Source organism: Pseudomonas sp. Irchel s3h9 (genome assembly GCF_900187475.1).
GTDB lineage: Bacteria > Pseudomonadota > Gammaproteobacteria > Pseudomonadales > Pseudomonadaceae > Aquipseudomonas > Aquipseudomonas neuropathica.
This window is the reverse complement of the sequence record NZ_FYDH01000003.1, coordinates 343199-362391: the sequence shown is the minus strand read 5'-3', so window position 1 is coordinate 362391 and position 19193 is coordinate 343199. Positions and strand designations below refer to the sequence as shown.

Genomic DNA, 19193 nt, shown 5'->3' with positions numbered 1-19193 from the left:
CCCACAAGGATTGAGTCGTACACAAATTGTGTGTTCAACCCAAAACCTGTGGGAGCTGGCTTGCCAGCGATGTCGGCCTGACAGACACCACAGCAGTATCCATAGGAAAAGCAGCCTGAGGAGATCCCCATGAACGCAGCCGTAGACGTTCTGCAATCAACCCATCAGCACATCAACCGCGACCGCTTATGGGCGTCGCTCATGGAGCTGGCCAAGCTCGGCGCCACGGTCAAGGGCGGTGTCTGTCGCCTGGCCCTGACCGATCTCGACCGCCAGGCCCGCGACCTCTTCGTGCAATGGTGCAAGGACGCCGGATGCAGCGTCACGGTCGATGCCGTCGGCAACATCTTTGCCCGCCGCCCGGGGCGCAATCCCAACCTGCCGCCGGTAATGACCGGCAGCCACATCGACACCCAGCCCACCGGCGGCAAGTTCGACGGATGCTTCGGTGTGCTCGCCGGTGTCGAAGTCCTGCGCACGCTCAACGACCTCGGTGTGGAAACCGAAGCGCCGCTGGAAGTGGTGGTCTGGACCAACGAAGAAGGCTCACGCTTCGCCCCATGCATGATGGGCTCCGGTGTGTTCGCCGAGAAATTCACCCTCGAAGAAACCCTCGCCAAAGTCGATGCCGACGGCGTCACCGTTGGCGAAGCGCTCAACGCGATCGGCTACGCTGGCCCGCGCAAGGTCAGCGGGCATAAGGTCGGCGCCTATTTCGAGGCGCACATCGAGCAAGGCCCGATCCTCGAAGACGAACAGAAAACCATCGGCGTGGTGCTCGGTGCTCTGGGGCAGAAGTGGTTCGACCTCAAACTTCGCGGCGTCGAAGCGCATGCCGGCCCGACGCCGATGCACCTGCGCAAAGATGCACTGGTCGGCGCTTCGGTGATCGTCGGCGCCGTCAACCGCGCCGCCCTCGGCCACCAGCCGCATGCCTGCGGCACCGTCGGCTGCCTGCAAGCCTATCCCGGTTCGCGCAACGTCATTCCTGGCGAAGTGCGCATGACCCTCGACTTCCGTCATCTGGAACCGGCGCGTCTGGACTCGATGATCGCTGAAGTAAAGCAAGTCATCAACGCCACCTGCGAAGAACACGGCCTGACTTATGAACTGACCCCGACCGCGGACTTCCCGCCGCTGTACTTCGAAAAAGGCTGTGTGGAAGCGGTGCGCAGCGCAGCAAAAGGGCTTGGCTTGTCGAATATGGACATCGTCAGCGGCGCCGGGCATGACGCGATTTTTCTCGCCGAACTCGGCCCGGCCGGGATGATCTTCGTGCCGTGCGAAGGCGGCATCAGCCACAACGAAATCGAGAACGCCGCGCCGGATGATCTGGCGGCCGGGTGTGCGGTGTTGTTGCGGGCGATGCTGGCGGCTTCGGCGATGGTCGCGGGAGGGCAGCGGGCGGCTTGAAGATGAAAAGATCGCAGCCTTCGGCAACTCCTACAGGGAAACCATAAATCCTGTGTAGGAGCTGCCGGAGGCTGCGATCTTTTCGCTGTCACCACAACGTCATGAAAATGTGCGATTTTGCCGGCCCATGAAAATCATCACCTCCGGCGCGTCCTATCTGGACATCGACGCCTACGCCTGCTGCATCGCTTATGCAGAACTGCTCAATCTGCGAGGCATTCCCGCCCGCGCCATGAGCAGCGCACAACCCAACGCCAGCGTTTCGCACACCGTGCTTGGCTGGGCTGCTGCTTTTGACGATTGCCAGCCGACGCTGGACGATGAGTTTGTCCTGGTCGATGTCTCGGACTATCACCATTTCGACCCGTTGGTGGTGCTCGAACGGGTGGTGGAAGTCATCGATCATCATCCGGGGTACGAGCATTACTGGGCGCAGAAGCTTGGGTCTGCTGCCGATATTCGCCCGATCGGCGCGGCGGCAACTCAGGTTTTTCAGCGCTGGCAGGCGGCCGGTGTGCTGCTGCAGATCAGCGTGCAAAGTGCCGCTTTGCTGGCCACCGCGATTCTCGACAACACGCAGAATTTCACCGGACAGATGACCACGCCAGCGGACATCGAGGCTTACGCCGACCTCGCTTCACGGGCAAAACTGCCGGCAGACTGGCCTCGGCAATATTTTCTCGAGTGCCAGGCCAACATCGAGTCGAACCTTGCCGCTGCATTGGCAGCCGACTCGAAACGGATGCAACCCGAGAGCAACCTGCCATGCTTTTTCGCGCAAATGACTGTTTGGGATGCCGACACCTTGCTGCAAAAGCACCGGCCGATGATCAATTGCTGGATGGCAGAGCAGGGCGATGACTGGCTGCTGAATGTGATCAGTATCCGCGACCGCGAAAGCTGCTTTCTGGCGCCAGCCGAGGTCAGCCAGCAAAAGCTCAATCGCTTGTTGCCACTCGACTGGCAGGGCGGATTGGCCGTGCGGGCACCCTCAATGCTGCGCAAGGAACTATTGAAATTGGCACTGGACGCTGCCAGTCACTGCGCGCCAAACACCATCGTCCAGTAAACCCCTTCGTCACTGCGCGTCTCACTGGCAAACCCGGCGCCGACCTGGGTAAACATCGGATTCATCAGGTTGGCGCAGTGCCCGGGGCTGGCCAGCCAACCAGCCATGGCCTTGCCCGGTGAACTCTGTCCGGCAGCAATGTTTTCGCCGATCTGCCGACCGCGATAGCCGGCCGCCCGGGCGCGATCGGCAGGCAGGTCGCCGTCCGGATCGCGGTGGGCGAAGTAGTTGCCGTAAGCCATGGCTTTGCTGTGCCCCTGCGCGGCTGCGCCCAGTGCTGCGTTCCAGCTCAACGGCCGGGCGGCGGCGAAGCGCTGGCGTCCGCACATCCGTGGCCGGGCGCGCGCGGCGTTTACCTCAGCGAGCAAGGCCTTGCCGACGCTGCGGTTATCGCCGACACGGCTGTCGAGCACCGGTTGCGCCAACACCACTTGCCATTCATTACGCGAACGACTGACACCGATGTCGGCGTAGCTCGCATCCAGCAGCGCGGCGCAGTGTTCGTCTTGCAGCAAGTCGAAGGCCTCTTCGGCGTCCTCGGCCCCAATCACGCGAATACTGCGCACCGCGATGGCGGAATACCCGGACGACTTCAGCGCTTCACGCATGCCACCGGCGTAGCGATAACCGATCGGCAAGGCCAGGTTCGACTTCAGCACCAACGGCGCCAGACGTTGCGCCGGGCGTCGATCGCAGCGCTGCGGATGGGCACGATAGTCGTTGATGGCAGCCACCAGTTGTCGCTCCGCACCGGCATGGGCGGTTTCAGCGAACAGCGGTGAAAGGATCAGCAGGCACAGCGAAACGAAGCGAGACGAACGAACGGCGTGGCGCATGAGACGGGCAGCTCTGAAGGAGGACAGCGCAAAAGTTGAGTGAACCGCAGAAAGCGGCGCGAGTAGGACTGGGCTTTTTGGACTTGGTTCAAGGGGCGGGGAGGGGGTTTATTGTGGGGCGACGACTTGCTGCATGTTTCAGGACGATTAAGCGTGGTTGGACTGGCCTCATCGCTGGCAAGCCAGCTCCCACAGGGGACGGAGCCGTACACAAAAATTGTGTTCACCGCAAAAACTGTGGGAGCTGGCTTGCCAGCGATAGCGTTCGCCCAGCCAACACAAAAAGCACGGGTGAATCCTCATTAGCGATTCAACAGATCCCCCATCCACTGCAAATACTGCGCACGGTCGGAAATCGAGTTATGCCCTGACTCCGGTACCACTCTGAGCAGCGCCACGCCTTGCGGGAAACTTTCCAGCAAACGCTGGGTGCTGGCGCGAGGGATCACCTCGTCGTCACTGGCTGCCAGCAGCAACGTCGGCACGCGGATATGCGCGGCGTACTTGCCGGACTCAAATCGCTCCTTGAGCAACCACTTCACCGGCACCCACGGGTATTGCCGCGCCGCGATTTCTTCAAGGCTGTTGTAAGGCGTCACCAGAATCAAATGTTGCAGCGGCCGCTGACTGGCCAGACGCACCGCGACGCCCGATCCCAGGCTGCGGCCAATGAGCGAAACCTGCGGGTGGCTGGCGTACACCTGATCAAAAAGTGCCAAGGCATCCTCGGCAATCGCCGCTTCCGACGGTGAACCGCCGCTGCCACCGAAACCGCGGTAGTTGAGCAGATACACCGCGTAATCGGGAAACGCCTCGGCAAACTCCGGCAGATTGCGCAACACGTCCTCGGCATTGCCGCCGAAATAGATCAGCGCCCGTGGCCCGACACGCTCGCGGGTGATCACTGAAACCCGCGCGTCCGGCATCGACAGGATCAGTTGTGAGTCGCTGCCGCTGACGGCATTGGGCTGCGGAAAATAGATCAGCGAGCGCTGAAAAAAGAACAGCGCCGCGCACAGCACCAGGTACACGGCAACGATCAATGCGACGAGTGACATCAAGGTTCGGGACATTCGGCTACTTTTAACGGTGTGTGAAGGATCGCTGTCGCAGTGTAGTTCAGCCCTGCAACCGGGCCGCTCGCACACACAACATGCAACAGATCAGCGCAACAGGGGAACCAGCATGAGCCACACTGAGGGTTACTCCCGTCGCCGATTGCTCACGCTGGCTGCCGGGGTTTCGGCGGTCTTCACCTTTGATCGGGCGCTGGCCACAACCACCACGTCCGCGACCACCGGAGGCCAAACCATGCAGACCCGTGCCATCCCGTCCAGTGCCGAGTCGCTGCCAATCGTGGGCCTGGGCACCTATCGCGGCTTTGACGTCGCGCCCGGTGACCCGGCCTATCGGCAATTGCCGGCGGTGCTCGATGAGCTGTTCAAAAAGGGCGGCACGCTGATCGACAGTTCACCGATGTATGGCCGCGCCGAACAGACTGCCGGTGAACTGCTATCGATCCACGAACCGCGTTCGCCAGCATTTCTGGCGACCAAGGTGTGGACGCGCGGGCGCAAGGAAGGCATCGCGCAGATGGAGCAGTCGTTCAGCCTGCTGCGCACCGAACGCATCGACCTGATGCAGATCCACAACCTGCTCGACTGGCAAACCCACCTGCCGACCCTACGTGAATGGAAAACCCAGGGGCGCATCCGTTACATCGGCATCACCCATTACACACCCTCGGCCTACGACGAAGTCGAAGCGGTGCTGAAGGCCGAGCCACTGGATTTTCTGCAAATTAACTACGCCCTCGATGACCGAGGCGTGGAGAAACGTATTTTGCCTTTGTGCCGCGAACGCGGCGTCGCGGTGATCTGTAATCGGCCGTTCGGTGGCGGGGGACTGCTGGCCCGGCTCAAAGGCAAATCGCTGCCGGGCTGGGTGTCGGATGTGCAGGTCAACAGTTGGCCACAATTGGCGTTGAAGTTTCTGCTCTCGCATTCGGCGGTGACTTGCGTGATCCCGGGCACGGGCAATCCGCGCTATATGGCCGATAACGCCAAGGCCGGGTTCGGGCCGATGCTCACCGATGCGCAGCGGCATCAGTTGATTGCGCTGCTGGGTTAATCGATCTCGTAGACGGCGCTCAGCCGCGATAGCGCAACGCCTCCAGCAACAACGCAAACGCCGGCGCAGCCTGACGACGGCTCGGGTAATACAGGTGATAACCGGCAAACGTCGGGCACCAGTCTTCCAGCACTTGCCGCAATCGGCCGTCGGCCAGATACGGTGCGACGATGTTTTCCGGGATGTAACTCAGGCCGAAACCGTCCAGCGCAGCGTCGAGCAACGGGTAGACACCGTTCAAGGTGATTTGCCCGGAGACCCGCACTTTCAGGCTTTCGCCATCCTTCTCGAACTCCCAGCTGTACAACCCGCCATTGGTCGGCAGGCGCAGGTTGTTGCAGGCGTGGTCGGTCAGGTCGCGGGGCGTTTGCGGCTTGGCGCGTTTGGCAAAATAGGCCGGTGAACCGACCACCGCCATGCGCATGTCGGGGCCGATGCGGGTGGCGATCATGCCTTGCGCGACGTCTTCGCCCAGGCGCACGCCGGCGTCGAAACCCTGGCCGGCGATGTCGACGAAACCATAGTCGCAGCTCACCTCGACGCTGATGTCCGGGTACTGCGGCAGAAAGGATTTGAGTACCGGGCGCAGCAGCCAGTCCAGCGAATGGTCGGTGGCGTTGAGGCGGATCTTGCCCGCCGGGGTGTCACGTAGATTGCTCAGTGCCGCCAGTTCCACTTCGATCTCTTCGAAGCGCGGGCCGATGGTTTGCAACAGGTGCTCGCCAGCCTCGGTGGGCGAGACGCTGCGGGTGGTACGGGTCAGCAGACGCAGGCCCAAACGGGCTTCGAGTGCGCGGATGGTATGGCTCAACGCGGACTGCGAGACACCGAGCTTGGCCGCGGCCTTGGTGAAACTGCGCTCGCGGGCCACGGCGAGGAAGGCGAGCAGGTCGGTGGCGTTTTCTCGAAGCATTGATGAGTGTCCTGCATAAGTTTTTTCGAATTCTAGTCGATTATCTGAAGAGTTGACGCCGGTAGAGTGCTGACTTTGTTTATCCGGAGGAACCGCCATGAACCCGATTGCCGCTTCTGCATTGACCCTTTCCCTGTTAGCGGGTGAGGTGCAGGCCAATGAAACACCACGAGTGACCGTCACACCGAATGGTTCGCAACCTTCGGCCAACCGCCCAACTTACTGGTTCACCGGCACTGTGCGGGTCGATGCGCCGTTCAAAGGCACCGAAGCAGCGCGGGTCAGTGGTGCGACGGTGACGTTTGAGCCGGGCGCGCGCACCGCGTGGCATACACATCCGTTGGGACAGACCTTGATCGTCACGGCCGGTTCCGGGTTTGTGCAGGAGTGGGGGCAGCCGGTTCGTGAGATTCGTCCAGGGGATACCGTGTGGATTGCGCCGGGGGCCAAGCATTGGCACGGTGCGGCGCCTGGCACGGCGATGACTCATATCGCGATTGCTGAAGTGCTCGATGGCAAAGTCGCGGATTGGATGGAGCAGGTGAGTGATGAGCAATATCCGCGAGCTGACTGAAAGCTGTTGGTAGCGCACTAGCACCCCATGCTGGTGCGCCACCTGATTTCCCTCACCCCAGCCCTCTCCCGGAGGGAGAGGGGGCCGACCGAGGTGTCTTGCGCCATACATCGACCTGAGAGACCGAGTCGATTACGGGTTCACAGCACTTCGACCTGAAAGTGCCGTGTCGATTACGGATTCACAGCACTTCGACCTGAAAGTGCCGTGTCGATTACGGGTTCACAGCACTTCGACCTGAAAGTGCCGTGTCGATTACGGGTTCACAGCACTCCGACCTGAAAGTGCCGTGTCGATTACGGATTCACAGCACTCCGACCTGAAAGTGCGGTGTCGATTATGGATTCACAGCAAGACGTTCACGTCGGTGCAGCCCTCAAATATCCCCGGATCGGTCCCCTCTCCCTCTGGGAGAGGGCTAGGGTGAGGGGCTCTTTTCAGGCGTTTAGATCATCTCCGGCAGTGAAGAGAGGATTTTATCGAGGGTGATTGGATACTCCCGCACCCTAGCCCCCGTAGCATTGTAAATAGCATTCGCCACCGCCGCACTGACCCCGCAAATCCCCAACTCACCGACACCCTTGGCCTTCATCGGCGAAGACAGCGGATCTGTCTCATCGAGGAAAATCACCTCCTGATGCGGAATATCGGCATGCACCGGCACCTCGTACCCGGCCAGATCATGGTTGACGAAAAACCCAAGTTTCTTGTCCACCGCCAACTCTTCCATCAACGCTGCACCGACGCCCATGGTCATCGCACCGATCACCTGACTGCGCGCCGAAGTGGGGTTGAGAATCCGTCCCGCCGCGCACACCGCCAACATGCGCCGCACGCGTACTTCACCGGTGGCCGCGTCGACGGCGACTTCGACGAAATGTGCGCCGAAGGTCGACTGCTGATACTTCTCGGCCAGATCACCGAACTCGATGCTGTCCTCGCCGACCAGCGCGCCGCCTTCAGCCGCGTTGCGCAATGGCACGCTCTTGCTGCCGACGCGCACCTGACCGTCGATGAATTTGGCCTGGTCCGCCGCCAGCCCCAGTTTGCTCGCCACTGCTTCGCGCAGTTTTACGCACGCGGCATAGACCCCGGAGGTCGAGCAGTTACCGCCGAACTGGCCGCCGGAGCCGGCCGACACGGGGAAGTTCGAGTCACCCAGCCGCACCACCACCGCGTCGAGGCTTACGCCCATCATCTCGGCGGCAGTCTGCGCGATGATCGTATAGCTGCCGGTGCCGATATCGGTCATGTCGGTTTCCACAACAATCTTGCCGTCACGCTCCAAATGAACGCGGGCGCCGGACTTGACCAGCAGGTTGTTGCGAAACGCCGCAGCCACGCCCATGCCGATCAGCCAGCGACCTTCACGACGGCTGCCCGGTTGAGCCTTGCGCTGATCCCAGCCAAATTTCTCGGCCCCGGTCTGCAGGCACTTGATCAATTGCCGCTGGGAAAACGGTCGTTCGGTCTTCACCGGATCGACCTGCGTATCGTTGAGAATGCGGAATTGCACCGGGTCCATCTTCAGTTGCTCGGCCATCTCGTCCATGGCGATTTCCAGCACCATCAACCCCGGTGCTTCACCCGGCGCACGCATGGCGTTGCCTTCGGGCAAATCGAGCGGCGCGAGGCGCATGCTCACGCGACGGTTTTCAGCGGCGTACAGCAACTGGCTCGGTTGTGCGGCGAGCTCGACCTTGCCGTCGGCGAGGTTGCCCGACCAGCCTTCGTGAGCGATGGCGGTGAGCTTGCCGTCCGCCGTGGCGCCCATGCGGATGCGCTGAATTGTCGCCGGACGGTGCGTGGTGTTGTTGGCCATCTGCGGGCGGGCGAGGGCCACTTTCACTGGTCGGCCAGCCATGCGCGCACCGAGGGCGGCGAGAATCGCGTCGGCGCGGATGAACAGCTTGCCGCCGAAACCGCCACCGATATACGGCGAGACCAAACGAACTTTTTCCTTCGGTAGGCCGAGGGTTTTCGCAATGTCGCCGACACTCCACGCGACCATCTGATTGGAGGTCCACAAGGTCAGTTGATCGCCTTTCCACGCTGCCAATGTCGCGTGGGGTTCCATCATCGCGTGGGACTGGTCCGGTGTGGTGTAAGTCTGATCAAACTGCACCGGCGCGGCGGCAAAGGCCTTGTCGAAGTCACCATGATTGACGTCGGGCAACTCGTCTTTCGGCTCGACGCCCAAGTCTTTCACGCTGGCCAGATCGAATTTGCCTTCGGTGGTTTCATAATCGACCTTGACCCGTTGCGCGGCGGCGCGGGCTTGTTCGAAAGTCTCAGCGACGACCAGCGCGACGGCCTGCTGATAATGCTGCACTTCGGGACCGGCGAGCAGGTGGGCGGCGTTGTATTGACCCTTGTCGAGCTTGCCGGCATTCGCGGCGGTGACAATCGCCAGCACGCCCGGCGCGGCTTTCGCCTCGTCCAGATGAATGGCTTTGATCCGCCCTTTGGCGATGGCCGCATCGACCATGACACCGTAGGCCTGATTGGCGGCCGCTTCATGTTGCTCGTAGGCATACGTGGCCTGGCCGCAGGTTTTCAACGGCCCTTCGATGCGCTCGGTGGGTTGGCCGATGACCTTCAACTGGTCGATTGGGTTGGTGGTGGCGGGCGTGTCGAATTTCATGCTTCATCCCTCGCTTGCGCCAACACCGAGCCGAGCGTGCGCTCGACCAGGGTCAGTTTGAACTGGTTGTCGTGGGTCGGCGTGGCGCCGTCGAGCAGGCGTTCGCTGACGGCTTTGGCGCCTTTTGGCAGCAGCGCTTCGGCCGCTTCAACCCGCCACGGTTTCGGCGCGATACCGCCGACCGCAACGCGGCCGCTGCCGTCTTTTTGCAGGATCAGGCCGACCGAGACCAGCGCGAATGCGTAGGACGAACGATCACGCACCTTGTGATAAATGTGGGTGCCGCCGACGGGCGCGGGCAGTGTCACCGAGGTGATGAACTCGCCGGGCGTCAGGCTGGTTTCGATGTTCGGCGTGGTACCGGGCAACTGGTGAAAGTCGGCCATGGCGATGCTGCGGGTGCTGCCGTCGGGTTTCACCGTGTCAATCTGCGCATCGAGGGCACGCATGGCAATTGCCATGTCACTCGGGTGCGTGGCGATGCACGCGTCGCTGACGCCGATGATGCCGAGTTGCCGACTGACCCCGCCAATCGCCGCGCAACCGCTGCCGGGATTGCGTTTGTTGCAGGCTTGATGGGTGTCGTAGAAATACGGGCAGCGCGTTCGTTGCAGCAGGTTGCCGGCGGTGCTCGCCATGTTGCGCAACTGTCCGGAAGCCCCGGCGAGCAAGGCGCGCGAGAGGAGGGCGTAGTCTTTCCGCACGCGCATATCGGCCGCCAGATCGGTGTTGCGCACCAGCGCGCCGATGCGCAAGCCGCCCTCGGGCGTGGCTTCGATCTGATCCAGGCCGAGGTGGTTGACGTCGATCAGGTGCAGCGGGGTTTCGATGTCGAGTTTCATCAAGTCCAGCAGGTTGGTGCCGCCAGCGATGAAGCGTGCGCCTTCGACCTGTGCGGCTTGCGCAGCGGCAGCGGCGGGGGAGTCGGCGCGGCTGTAATTGAACGGTCTCATGCCGGTACCTCCGCGACTTCGGTAATGGCTTCTATGATGTTCGAGTAGGCACCGCAGCGGCAGATATTGCCGCTCATGCGCTCCTGAAACTCTCTGGCGATTAACTGCGGCGCCTCGGTGAGGCCCTCACTGACGTGGCTGGGGATACCGTCGCGGATTTCCTTGATCACTGACACCGCCGAGCAAATCTGCCCCGGTGTGCAATAGCCGCACTGATAGCCGTCGTGCTTGATGAATGCGGCCTGCATCGGGTGCAGATTGTCCGGCATGCCGAGGCCTTCGATGGTGGTGATCTCGCTGCCTTCGTGCATCACCGCCAGGGTCAGGCAAGAGTTGATGCGTCGACCATCGGCGATCACCGTGCAGGCGCCGCACTGGCCGTGGTCGCAGCCTTTTTTGGTGCCGCTCAGGTGCAGGTGCTCGCGCAAGGCATCGAGCAGGGTCGTGCGGGTGTCGACGTCAAGCGCACGCGGCTTGCCGTTGACGTTGATCGTCACTTTGCTCATGGCCGGTTGCTCCAGGTTGGCCGCATAGGCCTTGAGGCTGATAAACGGCGGCATCGCGAAGGCAGTGGCGGTCACGGCGCCGAGGATCAGAAATCCGCGTCGGGAAATCGTCATGGTTCGATTCCTTTTCTCTCTTCATCAGGGCAGCAGGGTCGTGAATGGCCCAAGCAGGCAGCCAGCGTCATCGCCGGTCTCGTTAAGGAGTGACTGCCGGAAAGAGGAAAAGGTTTTGTCGGATTTGCGCTATAGAGTTATGCGCACAGCTCATCAATCTTCTGCCTTACATACATCCCTGTGGGAGCGAGCCTGCTCGCGAAGAGGTCGGCCCAGCCAAAATCTTCATTGCCTGACCGGCCGCTTTCGCGAGCAGGCTCGCTCCCACATTTGAAATGTGTTCGGCCGGACTAATGCCCGCCCACCACCATCGAGGTAAATGGCGCCACATACGCCTGCAACGTCACCAGCCCGCCGACAAGAATTGCCAACACAATCGAGTGGAAGAACACATAGCGCAGAATCTCGCCTTCATGCCCGTACCAACGGGTCGCGGTGGAGGCGACCACGATCGATTGCGCATCGACCATTTTGCCCATCACCCCGCCGGAGCTGTTCGCCGCCGCCATCAGGATCGGACTGATCCCGAGCTGTTCCGACGTCACCCGCTGCAAACCACCAAACAACACGTTCGACGCGGTATCCGACCCGGTCAACGCCACTCCCAGCCAACCGAGCAACGTGCCGAACATCGGGTAGAAAATCCCCGTCGCGGCAAACGCCAGACCCATGGTCGCGTCGAGTCCCGAGTAGCGCGTGAGAAACCCCAGCGCCAGCATCGCCGCAATGGTGATCAACGAAAACCGCACCACCCACAACGTGCGCAGGTACTGCTTGATCAGTTGCGGGATGGAATAGCCCATCAGCAAACCGCCGACAATTGCTGCCAGCAGAATCCCGCTGCCGGTGGCGGTCAGCCAAGTGAATTTGTACACCGCTTCTTCCGCTTTCGGCGCGGCAACCACGGGCGGGACTTTTTCGATTTGCAGGTGCAGGCTGGTGAACGTCACCGCCGGGGCGAAAATCGGGTTGGCCTCGCGCAGCGGTTTGCCAGCGGGATCAAGCTTGGCCGACTGGGTGACCGGATCAATCGCAGGCCGGGTGTCGAACATATTCTTGAAGCCTTGAGTGCCCCAGGCAAAAACGAATACGGTGAGGATGATCCACGGCATCCACGCGCGCATCACCGCCGGGCGCGCCTGATCGCTGAACGCGGCGCTGGCAGTGATTTTTTCTTCCTCGACTTTGGAGTTGTCGACGCGCCCTGACAGCGCTGCTGAGGTGTGAATGGTCGCCGGTTTCCATACCTTCAAAAACAGCGTCAGACAGGCCATGGAAATCAGCGCGGCGATCACGTCCACCAACATTGGGCCGTGGTAGTTCGACACCAGAAATTGCGGGATCGCGAAGCTGACGCCGGCCACCAGAATCGCCGGCCAGATCTCCAGCATCTTGCGCCACCCGGCGAAGGCCCAGATCAGCCAGAACGGCACTAGCACCGAGAAAAACGGCAACTGCCGACCAACCATCATCGACAGTTCCATTTCATCCAGCCCGGTAACTTTGGCCAGCGTGATGATCGGCGTACCGAGTGCGCCGAATGCCACCGGCGCGGTGTTGGCGATCAGCGCCAGACCTGACGCGGCCAACGGCGAAAACCCCAGCCCGATCAGAATCGCCCCGGTCACCGCTACCGGCGTGCCGAACCCCGCCGCACCTTCGAAAAACGCACCGAAGCAGAACGCGATCAGCAACAACTGCAAACGGCGGTCATCGGTGATCCGCGCAAGGGAATCCTGCAGCACTTTGAACGAGCCGTTCTCGGTGGTCAGACGGTGCAGAAAAATGATGTTGAGGACGATCCAGCCGATTGGCAGCAAGCCATTCGCCGCACCGAACAACGCCGCAGAACCGGCCATGCTCGCCGGCATGCCGAAGGCAAAAATCGAAATCAGCAGGGCGGACGCCAGCGCCAGCAGCGCCGCGAGATGCGCCTTGACGTGGAAGAACGCCAGCGCCGCAAGCATCACCACCACCGGTACGGCGGCCATGAGCGTGGAGATCACCGGGTTGCCGAACGGGTCGTAAATTTGCTGCCAGACCATGGTCCACCTCTGCTTGTTGTTATTGAGGGCGCAGATCCATTGCGTGGTGCTTGGTTGCAAGGAGTATAGGTGGCGTTTCGCCGCCGTTCGGTCAGCGCGGGCTGGGCGACAAACGGTCGATAGTGGCCACTGAATCAAAGGCGTTTTGCCCGGTCGTATCTGCGGCTGCGCGCACCGCGTCCTGAAGGCGCGGGCAGCGTCGCCAACTCCGTCGTCAAGACCTTGGTTTTAGGGAAGTATTGAATGAAGCGCGCTACAACGATGCTGCTGACCGTGACCGCCGCCGTATTGCTCGGCGGCTGTGTGGCGGATTTTGATGATGACCACCGCCATGGCCGGCATTACGACCGCGATCATGGCCGCAATTACGACCACGACCGGCGCTGGGACGACCGCGATGATCGTCGCGACGGGCGTCGCTACTACCGCGATCGGGATGATGATTGACTGAGTTCTGCGCGCCCCATTAGTAGAACAGTCGCGCAGATGCGGGGGAGTGGACGCAATGATGGCAATTCAGTAGCATCGCCGTTTTTTTTCCCCTTCTCCCCCAAGGATGATCATGTCTGTGGCTTTGCTGTCGCGCCGTATACCCGTTGTTATCAGTGCAGTTCTGTCGGGCCTGCTGCTGTCGGGGTGCACCCAGTTGGGAACCTATCAGGATTCGGTCGCACCTGATGCCGCTAAGCTGCGCTTTGTCGCCAGCACCGATAACGCGTCGGTGGATTATTACGATGCAGAGCATTGCGATGGCCAGACCACCGGCTTGCTCAACAACCTGTTCATCGTCGACAGTGCGCGCCGGGTGGGCATGAGCGTGGCGCCCCCGGAAAAGGCCAAGAGCTACCTGGAAATCAAGCTGCCGCCCGACAAGGAAATGTACCTGAAGGTCAACACCCAGACCGGTTATGCCGTGTGCGGGTCGGGTTTCAGCTTCAAACCTCAGCGCGATACAGAATATGAGCTGACCTTCGACCTCAAGGGCCGCCAGTGTTCGACGCTGATGCAGCGCGTGCAGCGCATCGATGGCAAGGACGTACGCACGCCGCTCCCGATGAAACGCGAGGGGCTGGCGGCCTGTGCCGGGCGCAACCCGATCTTTCCCAAGCCGCCAGTGCTGCTGCCGGATACGCCGGAGCGGACGGTCATGATCGACCGCATCGTCAATGGCAGCCTCTTCGTGGTGTTGAAGTCCGACGCGAAGACGCGCGCCGCGACGACGTTTACGCCGGAAAAACTCGATTCGCTGGTCAGCGAGCGCAAGGCGAAAATGGGCTTTGAACTGCCAGACGATTACTGGGCGCTGTACCGTCAGAATCTAGACGCCTTCAACATTGAGGGTTCCGCGATTCCCAGCGAGGCGATCACCCGTTCCAGCGACGAGTATCGCAAACGTCTGCGCAGTATCGACGACAAGCGCTTGAAAGAATGGTCTGCCGTCGATGGTACTTCCGGCAAGCGTGGCAATGCGGTGCAGGCCGACATGGAAACCGGCATGATCACGTACTACTTCCAGTCGTCCAAGGAGGTCATGGGCGAAACCGTCATACGCCATCTCGACCGTATGGCCAAAATGGATGCGCAGTACAACGTCTGCTCGCGTTACGCCGAGTGCTGGAAGCGCTGAACGGCGCAATCCTGATGTGAAAAAGCCCGCTGCGCCGATACGGCCAGTGGGCTTTTTTGTGCCTGTTGCAATTAAAAATGAGCGCTCGCCCGGACGCTGGATCGCGCAGGCACAGAGGCCTCGATGTCCAGCAAATGGGTGGCGAGAATGTCGCTCAGAAAACGGAACTGATCGTTGATGCCGACCACTTCATTGTTGAAATGATTCGTGGCGGCGGGCATCAGCAGATCTTCGAAATCTTCGTTGAACACCAGCGCTTGAGCCTTATGCGACACGGCGTGCTGGTCGTAATAGTTGCTGCCGAACACCGGGAAACTCACGGAGAGTGTGACGTGGGTGTGAATCATGTTGTGAACTCCTCGTTGTGTTTCGGATGGGTCAATCGTGCCTTTGATGGGCGGTGGGCGGAAGGCAATCGTGGCGATGGTGAATATCGATGGCAGTGATGGTTAGAGTTTTTGGGGTGTTGCTGATGGCCTTATCGCTGGCAAGCCAGCTCCCACAGGTTCTGAGGCGATCACAAAATCTGCGGCTGCTGGAAATCCTTGTGGGAGCTGGCTTGCCAGCGATGAGGCCGGTACATCCAACATCAGGCTCAATTGACACACCTATACTCAAATCTGCATCCCACTCATCTCAAGGACACCGCCACCGTGAACTCGCGTGCGCTGCTCGTCGCCGCACTGTTGTTGCTGGCCGGCTGCGCCACTTCGGCGCGGGCGCCGGTGTCAGCGCCGCAAGCCGTGTTTGTCTCGCCGGCCACCTGGCAGCAGATCGACCGGGAAATTGTCAGCGCTTCGCAGCAGTCCACCGAGCAAGTTAAAGTCTTTGCCCGCGGTTCGATGGAACATTGGCGCACTCGCGTCTATCAGCAAACTGAAGAAAATTTCATTCCGTGGTTCAGCAGCTACTGGACCCAGGAATGGCTGTCGATGAAAGTCAGTTGGTACACGATCAATGCCGGCGGTGAGCAAGATGCATCAGCCAAGCGGCTGGCGGCGTATCTGCTTGAGCAATATCAGGAAAGAGTGCTGGCGCCGGTGGCGGTGGAGATCGATCCGGATGCAATTCTGGGGCAGGCGACGGCGTTCTATGCGCAGTTGATGGCGCAGCAGATGCCGCTCATCGCCCAGCGTCATGGTGTGCCTGTCGCTCAGCTCAACGGGCGTTTGCAGAAAATCCCCGCCATTGCACTGGGCCCGCCGCCAGCGCGGGATGCTTCGTTGTTTCAAGTGATCAGCACGGAACCGTTGAACACCTTGCCGGCCTATGCCGCGTTGATCGACAAGATCCACACTGACGGCGGCGCCAAGGGCATTGCCTCGACCGATGCTGGCATGGCCCCGGTGGCCAAGCGCGCCAGTCAGCGGATGGAAGCGGAAATGGCCCCGCGCGGGGCCGCCAGTGCTGTAGCGGCCGCGGCGGGGAAACTGGCTGGAGGGCTGATCTCGGTGGGTGTGGCGGGGATCCGCGCGATCATCCAGGCCAATGACCGACCCGACAGCGAAGCGCTGATTCGCACCAGTCTGGGCAGCACCTTCGACAAAGCCTGGCTGAAACTGGTGCAGAGCCCGACGACTGGCGTTATGGCCGGCACGTTGCACCTGGCCGGGCAGGTCGAGCGCAATCTGGATAGGGTTGATGAACCGTCGGTCGGCTTGGGGGGGAATCGTGTCGAATGGCAGCCGCCGCAATCGACCAATCAGCAGATCGAACCCAACGTGCAAGGAGAGTGATCATGGCTTACATCGATATTTTCGTAGCGCCGGTGCCGACCGCCAATCGTGAGCAGTACAAAAAGCACTGTGAAATCGCGGCGAAACTGTTTAAAGAATACGGTGCACAGGATGTGATGCAGTGCTGGGGCGATGACGTGCCGGAGGGCAAGGTCACGTCATTTCCGATGGCGGTCAAACTCAAGGAAGGCGAGACGGTTTCATCCGGCTGGCTGATCTGGCCCGACAAGGCCACTCGGGACGCCGGCATGGGCAAAATGATGGAAGATCCGCGCATGCAACCGGACGTCAATCCAATGGGGTTTGATGGCCAGCGCATGATTTTTGGTGGCTTTAAAAATATCCTCGAACCCTGAAACCAGCGTAAATCTTTTGTACGAGTGAGCCTGCTCGCGATCGCGGTGGGTCTGTCAATGAAGCATTGAATGTGCGAACGCCATCGCGAGCAGGCTCACTCCTACAGGTATTGTGTTCACTCCGAGGGAGTGATTCTGCAGCTTTTACGGTTGCGGATCTGCTCGTCCGTCGGGCGTTCACGGACGAATTCGAAGCGCGGCTCGCCCTCGCTGTAATGCACCAGCCAGCCCCATTCCAGTTCGCTTTCATCCTGCCCGGGATTGGGCGGCCGGGCCCACCACGGTTCTTTGCTGAGGATCTCGCGCATGGCGGCCTCCGGTTGATGGCAATCCTTGAACTATAGCTTCCTGTCACGAGTCGTCAGATCAGGCTGTGTAGAATCCGGCGGATCACTTTGAACAGGGGAGCAGGGCCATGACCGAAGAAGCGAAGCGACTGTTTTTCGCCCTCGATTGCCCGGCGGTGCAACGCAAGGCAATTGCTCATTGGCGCGGGGAGTTGGGTTTGCGAACCGGTAAGCCGGTGCCGGCGGACAATTTCCACCTGACGCTGCTGTTTCTCGGCGCCGTGCCCTTGGCGCAGATCAACGAAGTCTGCGAGGCCGCCGGACAAGTGCGTACGCCGGGAGAGGCCTTGAGAATTCCGCTTGATCGACTGCAGGTCTGGCATCGTGCCGGGGTGTTGTCGCTCGCCCCCGAGCAGGCCCCGCAGGCGCTGCTGCGGCTGGTCTACGCATTGGAGCAGGCGATGTTGCCTTTTGGTTTTGAAGAGACGCCCCGAGAGTTTCGTCCGCATCTGACCCTCGCCCGAGACTACCGTGCGCCAGAGCCGGAATCCGCCACGCCGCCGGAGTTTTTCTTGCGTGCCGAACGCTTTGCCTTGTTCGAATCGCACAAGGGTCGCTATCGCATCCTGCAGGATTGGCCGCTGATTTGAGCGCACAAAAAAAGGCGCCCGAGGGCGCCTGAAATTCACCTTGACCGAGGAAGCCAGGTGAGGCCGTTCATTGCAGGGTGCAGCGGTGGTAAGGCGCTGCGTGAACGGGAAATTTTTACACTGATCGTTCCCACGCTCTGCGTGGGAATGCCTCTTGTGACGCTCCGCGTCACGCTTTGGGACGCAGAGCGTCCCGGACTGCGTTCCCACGCGGAGCGTGGGAACGATCATCGGCTCACTTACCGAGTTTCACCCGGGTCCAGCCACGGGTCATGATCCGCTGGGTGGCAATCGGCTGATCCGGCACCGCATACAGCGTCGCCATCACCGCTTGCGACGGGTACGAACCCGGGTCGTTGCGGATCGCTTCATCCACCAATGGCGTCGCCGCCGCATTGGCGTTGCTGTAGCCGTTGCTGTTGGTGATCTCGGCGATGATCTCCGGGCGCATCAGGAAGTCCATGAACAGGTAGGCGTTCTCGACGTTCGCCGCATCGCGGGGGATCGCGACCATGTCGTAGAAGCTGCCGGCGCCTTCTTTGGGAATGCTGTAGTCGATCACCACGTTGTTGCCCGATTCCACCGCGCGAGCCTTGGCCTGCAGCACGTCGCCGGAGTAACCGACCGCCACGCAGATGTTGCCGTTGGCCAGATCCGAGATGTATTTCGAGGAGTGGAAGTACGCCACGTTCGGGCGGATCTTCATGAACAGCGCCTCGGCTTCCTTGATGTGCGCGGTGTCCTTGTCGTTCACCGGGTAGCCCAGGTAGTGCAGGGCGGCCGGGATCATTTCGGTCGGCGAATCGAGGAAACTGATGCCGCAGGCTTTGAGTTTTTCAGCGTTTTCCGGTTTGAACAACAAATCCCATGAATCGGTCGGGGCGTTGGCGCCGAGCACTTCCTTGACCTTGGCCGGATTGAAGCCGATGCCGATCGAGCCCCACATATAAGGGAACGCGTGGGCGTTGTCCGGATCACTGGCGGCGGCGTTTTTCAGCAGCACCGGGTTGAGATTCTTCCAGTTCGGCAGCTTGGATTTGTCCAGCGTCTGATAGACGCCGGCCTTGATCTGCTTGGCCAGGAAACTGTTCGACGGAACGACCAGGTCGTAGCCGGATTTGCCCGCCAGCAAACGCGCCTCGAGGGTTTCGTTGCTGTCGAAGACGTCGTAGGTCACGCGGATGCCGGTCTCGTCCTCGAACTTCTTGACGGTGTCCGGCGCGATGTAATCAGACCAGTTGTAAACACGCAGCACCTTGTCGTTGGCCTGGGCGCCCATGACGATTGCGCCCATTAAGGACAGTGTCAGCAGAGTCCTGCCAAACATTTTCATCGGTACA

Annotated in this window: 19 protein-coding genes; 9 read left to right on the top strand and 10 right to left on the bottom strand. The window is 60.9% G+C overall.

The window, feature by feature from the left end:
• Nucleotides 1-129: 129 nt before the first annotated feature.
• Together CKW26_RS06665 and CKW26_RS06660 are read left to right on the top strand one after the other, a co-directional pair.
• Complete coding sequence (locus CKW26_RS06665; protein ID WP_095047978.1) at nt 130-1413, top strand: Zn-dependent hydrolase; 1284 nt, start codon at nt 130-132, stop codon at nt 1411-1413.
• Between the two features lie 127 nt (nt 1414-1540).
• Nucleotides 1541-2482 carry a bifunctional oligoribonuclease/PAP phosphatase NrnA gene (locus tag CKW26_RS06660; RefSeq protein ID WP_095047977.1) on the top strand — a complete coding sequence of 314 codons (942 nt, stop codon included), beginning with the start codon at nt 1541-1543 and terminating at the stop codon, nt 2480-2482.
• Here CKW26_RS06660 and CKW26_RS06655 read toward each other — a convergent pair.
• The gene (locus tag CKW26_RS06655) at nt 2452-3318 is read right to left on the bottom strand and encodes a CAP domain-containing protein (protein WP_095047976.1); all 867 of its coding nucleotides are present in this window, start codon (nt 3316-3318) and stop codon (nt 2452-2454) included. The two genes, CKW26_RS06660 and CKW26_RS06655, sit on opposite strands and share 31 nt — an antisense overlap.
• A 302-nt stretch (nt 3319-3620) precedes the next feature.
• Entirely contained in the window at nt 3621-4391 is a 771-nt protein-coding gene (locus tag CKW26_RS06650; RefSeq protein ID WP_095047975.1) for an alpha/beta hydrolase, read from the bottom strand.
• 112 nt (nt 4392-4503) lie between these two features.
• Between CKW26_RS06650 and CKW26_RS06645 the strand changes: the two genes are divergently transcribed.
• Nucleotides 4504-5448 carry an aldo/keto reductase gene (locus CKW26_RS06645; protein WP_177409229.1) on the top strand — a complete coding sequence of 315 codons (945 nt, stop codon included), beginning with the start codon at nt 4504-4506 and terminating at the stop codon, nt 5446-5448.
• Between the two features lie 19 nt (nt 5449-5467).
• On the opposite strand, the gene CKW26_RS06640 is transcribed toward CKW26_RS06645, so the two are convergent.
• Nucleotides 5468-6361, bottom strand: a complete 894-nt coding sequence (locus CKW26_RS06640; protein ID WP_095047974.1) for a LysR family transcriptional regulator — start codon at nt 6359-6361, stop codon at nt 5468-5470.
• Nucleotides 6362-6458: 97 nt separating this feature from the next.
• On the opposite strand from CKW26_RS06640, the gene CKW26_RS06635 reads away from it, so the two are divergent.
• Complete coding sequence (locus tag CKW26_RS06635; RefSeq protein ID WP_095047973.1) at nt 6459-6935, top strand: cupin domain-containing protein; 477 nt, start codon at nt 6459-6461, stop codon at nt 6933-6935.
• Nucleotides 6936-7380: 445 nt separating this feature from the next.
• On the opposite strand, the gene paoC is transcribed toward CKW26_RS06635, so the two are convergent.
• The 4 genes from paoC to CKW26_RS06615 all read right to left on the bottom strand — a co-directional run bounded on the left by paoC (nt 7381) and on the right by CKW26_RS06615 (nt 13197).
• A complete protein-coding gene (gene paoC / locus CKW26_RS06630) occupies nt 7381-9579 on the bottom strand; it encodes an aldehyde oxidoreductase molybdenum-binding subunit PaoC (protein WP_095047972.1) in 2199 nt (732 codons plus the stop codon).
• Nucleotides 9576-10532 (bottom strand): xanthine dehydrogenase family protein subunit M, encoded by a 957-nt coding sequence (locus CKW26_RS06625; protein ID WP_095047971.1) that lies wholly within the window; start codon nt 10530-10532, stop codon nt 9576-9578. Before CKW26_RS06625 ends, paoC begins: the two co-directional genes overlap by 4 nt.
• Nucleotides 10529-11152 (bottom strand): aldehyde dehydrogenase iron-sulfur subunit PaoA, encoded by a 624-nt coding sequence (gene paoA / locus CKW26_RS06620; protein ID WP_095047970.1) that lies wholly within the window; start codon nt 11150-11152, stop codon nt 10529-10531. The genes CKW26_RS06625 and paoA overlap by 4 nt, the downstream gene beginning before the upstream one ends.
• 290 nt (nt 11153-11442) lie before the next feature.
• Nucleotides 11443-13197: an L-lactate permease gene (locus CKW26_RS06615; RefSeq protein ID WP_095047969.1), complete on the bottom strand. Its 1755-nt coding sequence runs from the start codon at nt 13195-13197 to the stop codon at nt 11443-11445.
• 243 nt (nt 13198-13440) lie between these two features.
• Here CKW26_RS06615 and CKW26_RS06610 point away from each other — a divergent pair, with 243 nt between their 5' ends.
• Nucleotides 13441-13644 carry a hypothetical protein gene (locus tag CKW26_RS06610; RefSeq protein WP_007918829.1) on the top strand — a complete coding sequence of 68 codons (204 nt, stop codon included), beginning with the start codon at nt 13441-13443 and terminating at the stop codon, nt 13642-13644.
• A gap of 115 nt (nt 13645-13759) precedes the next feature.
• Complete coding sequence (locus CKW26_RS06605; RefSeq protein WP_095047968.1) at nt 13760-14824, top strand: hypothetical protein; 1065 nt, start codon at nt 13760-13762, stop codon at nt 14822-14824.
• Nucleotides 14825-14895: 71 nt separating this feature from the next.
• On the opposite strand, the gene CKW26_RS06600 is transcribed toward CKW26_RS06605, so the two are convergent.
• A complete protein-coding gene (locus CKW26_RS06600; protein ID WP_095047967.1) occupies nt 14896-15171 on the bottom strand; it encodes a hypothetical protein in 276 nt (91 codons plus the stop codon).
• A gap of 306 nt (nt 15172-15477) precedes the next feature.
• Between CKW26_RS06600 and CKW26_RS06595 the strand changes: the two genes are divergently transcribed.
• Nucleotides 15478-16560, top strand: coding sequence for a hypothetical protein (locus tag CKW26_RS06595; RefSeq protein WP_095047966.1), 1083 nt, complete (start codon nt 15478-15480; stop codon nt 16558-16560).
• Nucleotides 16561-16562: 2 nt separating this feature from the next.
• On the top strand, nt 16563-16916 hold the full coding sequence (locus CKW26_RS06590) for a DUF1428 domain-containing protein (RefSeq protein ID WP_093440829.1): 354 nt from the start codon (nt 16563-16565) through the stop codon (nt 16914-16916).
• A gap of 116 nt (nt 16917-17032) precedes the next feature.
• Here CKW26_RS06590 and CKW26_RS06585 read toward each other — a convergent pair whose 3' ends face one another.
• Nucleotides 17033-17224 (bottom strand): hypothetical protein, encoded by a 192-nt coding sequence (locus tag CKW26_RS06585; RefSeq protein WP_095047965.1) that lies wholly within the window; start codon nt 17222-17224, stop codon nt 17033-17035.
• 107 nt (nt 17225-17331) lie between these two features.
• On the opposite strand from CKW26_RS06585, the gene thpR reads away from it, so the two are divergent.
• Nucleotides 17332-17853: an RNA 2',3'-cyclic phosphodiesterase gene (gene thpR / locus CKW26_RS06580; protein ID WP_095047964.1), complete on the top strand. Its 522-nt coding sequence runs from the start codon at nt 17332-17334 to the stop codon at nt 17851-17853.
• Nucleotides 17854-18088: 235 nt separating this feature from the next.
• Here thpR and CKW26_RS06570 read toward each other — a convergent pair whose 3' ends face one another.
• A complete protein-coding gene (locus CKW26_RS06570; RefSeq protein WP_095047963.1) occupies nt 18089-19186 on the bottom strand; it encodes a polyamine ABC transporter substrate-binding protein in 1098 nt (365 codons plus the stop codon).
• Nucleotides 19187-19193: the final 7 nt, after the last annotated feature.